The sequence below is a fragment of the Nakamurella sp. genome (assembly GCF_048594475.1).
Taxonomy (GTDB): domain Bacteria; phylum Actinomycetota; class Actinomycetes; order Mycobacteriales; family Nakamurellaceae; genus Nakamurella.
Genome location: NZ_JBMDXT010000476.1, coordinates 1 through 4052, shown reverse-complemented (window position 1 = coordinate 4052; position 4052 = coordinate 1). Strand labels below are relative to the sequence as shown.

General features: G+C 76.0%; 5 protein-coding genes and 1 pseudogene. 3 read left to right on the top strand and 3 right to left on the bottom strand.

Going from position 1 to position 4052, the window contains the following annotated elements; all coding sequences use genetic code 11:
- On the bottom strand, positions 1-441 hold a 441-nt coding region (locus ACOJUF_RS21350), incomplete at its 3' end, for a hypothetical protein (RefSeq protein WP_420123826.1).
- Positions 442-508: 67 nt separating this feature from the next.
- Here ACOJUF_RS21350 and ACOJUF_RS21345 point away from each other — a divergent pair.
- Entirely contained in the window at positions 509-1102 is a 594-nt protein-coding gene (locus ACOJUF_RS21345) for an HhH-GPD-type base excision DNA repair protein (protein ID WP_420123825.1), read from the top strand.
- A gap of 349 nt (positions 1103-1451) precedes the next feature.
- Positions 1452-1826: a DUF3099 domain-containing protein gene (locus ACOJUF_RS21340; RefSeq protein WP_420123824.1), complete on the top strand. Its 375-nt coding sequence runs from the start codon at positions 1452-1454 to the stop codon at positions 1824-1826.
- A 61-nt stretch (positions 1827-1887) separates the two neighbouring features.
- Here ACOJUF_RS21340 and ACOJUF_RS21335 read toward each other — a convergent pair whose 3' ends face one another.
- Together ACOJUF_RS21335 and ACOJUF_RS21330 are read right to left on the bottom strand one after the other, a co-directional pair.
- On the bottom strand, positions 1888-2871 hold the full coding sequence (locus tag ACOJUF_RS21335) for a carbohydrate kinase family protein (protein WP_420123823.1): 984 nt from the start codon (positions 2869-2871) through the stop codon (positions 1888-1890).
- Positions 2868-3794: a pseudouridine-5'-phosphate glycosidase gene (locus tag ACOJUF_RS21330; protein ID WP_420123822.1), complete on the bottom strand. Its 927-nt coding sequence runs from the start codon at positions 3792-3794 to the stop codon at positions 2868-2870. Before ACOJUF_RS21330 ends, ACOJUF_RS21335 begins: the two co-directional genes overlap by 4 nt.
- A 77-nt stretch (positions 3795-3871) precedes the next feature.
- On the opposite strand from ACOJUF_RS21330, the pseudogene ACOJUF_RS21325 reads away from it, so the two are divergent.
- A pseudogene (locus ACOJUF_RS21325) lies at positions 3872-4052 on the top strand (hypothetical protein); the annotation flags it as partial.

Genomic DNA, 4052 nt, shown 5'->3' with positions numbered 1-4052 from the left:
CACCCGCCGGTCGTCCCGGGCCCGGTAGCGCAGCGCGTACCCCCCCCCGGAGCGCCCGGCCGCGTGCTCGGCCCGGATCATGTCCGCCTGCACGCCCTGCGACCTGACCTCCTGCAGCAGGTCGAGGACGGCGTCCGGCTCGGTCAGTTCCAGACAGACCGCGCTCCGGCGCCACCGCAGCTCGTCGACCGCGCGGGCGACGGCGACACCGAGCAGCGCGCCCCCCACCGCGGCGGCGGCCACCCGGCCGGGGTGAGCCCGTCCGTGACCGCGACCCCACCCGGCGAGCAGGCCGGCGGCCAGCCCGGGGGCCAGCAGGCCGACCCACCCGGCGGCGGACGGGCGCAGCCGGCGAAAGCCCAGTGGCGCGGCGGGCGCGGGATCGTCGACCGCCGGCTCGAACGAACGTGCTTCCCCGGTCACTGCCGAACTGGAGGCCATACCGCCAGGGTAGGTCGCGCCGGCCGATTCGACCACGGCCGGGATCCGGGGGGCCGAGCGCGGCAGAATGCTCGGCATGACCGCCACCGAGATGTACCTGACCGGCAACCCCGGGGCGGACGCGCTGCTGGCGTCCGACCCGAACGCGCTGCTGCTGGGCATGGTGCTCGACCAGCAGGTGCCGATGGAAAAGGCGTTCGCCGGGCCCGCGGTGATCGCCGAGCGGATGGGTGGCCGGTTGGACGTCCGGGCGATCGCCGACGCCGATCCGGACGGGTTCGCCGCCCTGTGCGCGCAGCGTCCGGCGATCCACCGCTTCCCCGCGGCGATGGCCAAGCGCGTGCAGGCCACCTGCCGGGTGCTGGCCGACCGGTACGACGGCAGCGCCGCGAATGTCTGGTCCGACGCCGCGGACGGGTCCGACCTGCTCGCCCGGATCGCCGCCCTGCCTGGCTTCGGTGCGGCCAAGGCGCCGATCTTCGTCGCCCTGCTGGGCAAGCAGTACGGGGTGCAGCCGCCGGGCTGGCGGGAGGCCGCCGGGATCTACGGCGAGGCCGGCAGTCACCGGTCGGTCGCCGACGTCGTCGACCGGCCCTCACTGGAACTCGTCCGGGCGGCCAAGAAGGCGGCCAAGGCCGCGGCCCGATCCTCGGCGGGATAGCCCGCGGGATCGTCGGGCCGCTCGTCCGGACGGCGTCGCCGCCGCCGGCCCCGCGGCCCGGGCCACGGACCGTCCGGCCCGCCGGGGGAACCGATCCGATCGGTCTGGATGAATCCGACCGTCGGGCCGTGGCCGTAGTCCTGTCGTACCTCTGGCGAAAGATCGCCGGTGCCCCGCCGGGCCACCCTCCGGCGGGCGCCGCGGATCCGCCCGGCCGGCCGACGCGGCCGGTCCCGGCGGGGCGTACCGTTGGCCCGGGCAGCCTGGTGGCTGGCTTGGCCCGCTGAGGTAGCAGCGGCTCCACGCACCGGTGGAGCGTTGCCGGATCGACGCGGAAGCGGGGTTGCGCATGACATTCGGAACCGATCCGACCGCCGGGGTGTCCCCACCCTCGGGCGGGTCGCGCAAGGCGCCGCCGACGCTGATCACGGCGGCCGAGCCGTCGTACGACGAGCAGTTGCGGTCCCGCCGGATCCGATACTCGATCATGATGGGCCTGCGGATCCCATGCTTGATCATCGCCGCCCTGCTCTACCAGACGCCCTGGCTGGCGATCATCGTGGCCGCGCTGTCGATCCCGCTGCCCTGGATGGCGGTGCTGATCGCCAACGACCGGCCGGCCCAGAAGCGGCGCCGGGTCGCTCCGGTGACGGTCAGCCCGGATCGGGCGCTGACCTCCGGCACCCTCGAGATCGTCGACGGCACCACCGCCGACCCCCGCTGACCCGGATCGCGCCGGCCTGAGCCGGCGGCCGCCGTCTCGGCCCGCCGCCCCGGCCGCGCGGTCAGCCGGCCGGACGGGCCCCGGCCCGGGCGGCGACGGCGGTCCCCGCAGCCACCGCGTCGCCCAGGGCCCGGCGCGGGTCCGCGCCCCGCAGCCAGGCGGCCAGGAACCCGGCGTCGAACGCGTCACCGGCTCCGGTCGTGTCGGTCTCCATGTCGGTCCGGATGACGGCGTCGGTGCCGGTCACAATTCTGGTCGCTGTGCCGGTCACAGTGGTTGTCACAGTGCCGGTCGCCGTGCCGGCCAGCGCGTTCCCGGCGCCGGTCGCCGACGTCCCGGCCGGCTCGACCGGGACGTGGTCGGTGCCGGCCGGCGAGTACCAGGACGCCCCACCGGCCCCGCGGCTGACGGCGACCGCGCCCACCGCCGCGAGCAGGCGCTCCGGGCCGCCCAGCGCGACGCACTCGGCTTCATTGGGCAGCAGCAGATCGACGCCGGCGACCCAGCCCAGAAACGTGTCCGCCCCGGCGGCGGTGACGCCCCTCGCCGTCTGCGGGTCGACCGAGGTGGTCCAGCCGGCGGCCCGGGCGGCGCGCCGGGCGGCCCGCCCGGCCGGCCGGGAGACCTCGTCCAGCAGAACGTACCCCGACAGGTGCAGGTGGCCGGGCCCGGGCGGCAGGACGATGTCGGCGGCCGCCAGGCCGGCGTTGGCGCCACGGTCCGACACCATCGTCCGTTCGCCGTCCGGCTCGACGAGCACGATCACCCGGCCCGTCGGACGGGCCGGGTCGACGGCGAACCGGCAGGTGATCCCCCGGGCGGTGAGCTCGGCCCGGGCGGCCCGGCCGGCCTCGTCGTCGCCGACCCGGGCGATGAGGTCCACCACCGGCCCCAGCCGGGCCAGCCCGGCCGCCGCGTTGGCCCCCGCCCCGCCGGCGTGGCTGGTGATCGCGGCCGGCGTGTCGTCGCCGGGCGCGATCGGGGCGGCGAGCCGGCAGCGCACGTCGAGCATGACGTCGCCGACCACCACGACCCGGCCGGTCACCGCGCCGGATCCGCCTGCGCCAGCGCCACCGCGATCGCCGCGGCCAGGGCGGCGTTGCTCAGCACGAGATCGAGGTTGACCCGCAGGCTCGCCCCGCCGGTGGCTTGGTGGAAGAACTCCAGCAGCCGCGGCGTGACGTCCTTGCCGGTCACCGATTCGGCGGCGAGCATCGCCAGCCCCTGCTCCAGCGTGCGGTCGTGCAGGCCCGGGTCGAGCTGGCGGTCCGGCGGCAGCGGGTTGGCCACCACCACGGCCGCGTCGTCCAGCCCCAGTTGGCGCCGCCGGACCTGGATCGCCGCCGCCTGGGCGGCGTCGTCGATGCGCCAGGGCACACCGAACCCGGAGTCGGACAGGTAGAAGCCGGGAAACCGGTCCGTGCGGTAGCCCAGCACCGGGACGGACAGCGTCTCCAGGTACTCCAGGGTGCCGCCGACGTCCAGGATCGACTTGACGCCGGCGCAGACGACCACGATCGGGGTGCGCCCGAGCACCCGCAGGTCGGCGGAGACGTCGAAGGTGTCGCCGGCCTCCCGATGCACGCCGCCGAGGCCCCCGGTGGCGAAGACCGCGATCCCGGCCCGGTGAGCCAGCGCGGAGGTGCTGGCGACGGTCGTGGCCCCGTCCACCCCGAGGGCGAGCGCCGCCCCGAGGTCCCGGACCGACAGCTTGGCGATCCCGTCGCGGTCGCAGAGCCGGTCCAGCTCGGCCGGCCCGAGGCCGATCCGCACGGTGCCGTCGAGCACCGCGACGGTCGCCGGGACGGCACCCCCGGCCCGGACCGCGTCCTCGATCCGGTCGGCGGCGACCCGGTTCTCGCCCCGCGGCAGGCCGTGGGCCAGGATGGTCGACTCCAGTGCGACGACCGGCCGGCCGGTGCCGACGGCGTCGGCGACCTCGTCGGTCAACACGAGCGTCTCGGGCACGGTGCCACCTTCCTCTTCATCCGGCCCCGTCGTCCGGGCGAACCCATCTCGGGCGGATTGATCTGGACCACTGACGGGTGCATTCCGCGCGCCGGCGCCCCCGTGGCTGGCATCATTGCCTGGGCAGCCCGTCCACCACCACTCGCGGGCGGCGCCCGCGAACAGGAGCCACGATGTCGACGACCACCACCACGCTCGAGAAGCCGCTGGAACGCACCACCGACAACGACGACACGCCGAAGATGTTCCACTACGTGC

Excerpts from the sequence above, each read along its gene's own strand:
- ACOJUF_RS21345 (WP_420123825.1), top strand. The coding sequence starts at position 509 with ATGCTCGGCATGACCGCCACCGAGATGTACCTGACCGGCAACCCCGGG.
- ACOJUF_RS21340 (WP_420123824.1), top strand. The coding sequence starts at position 1,452 with ATGACATTCGGAACCGATCCGACCGCCGGGGTGTCCCCACCCTCGGGC.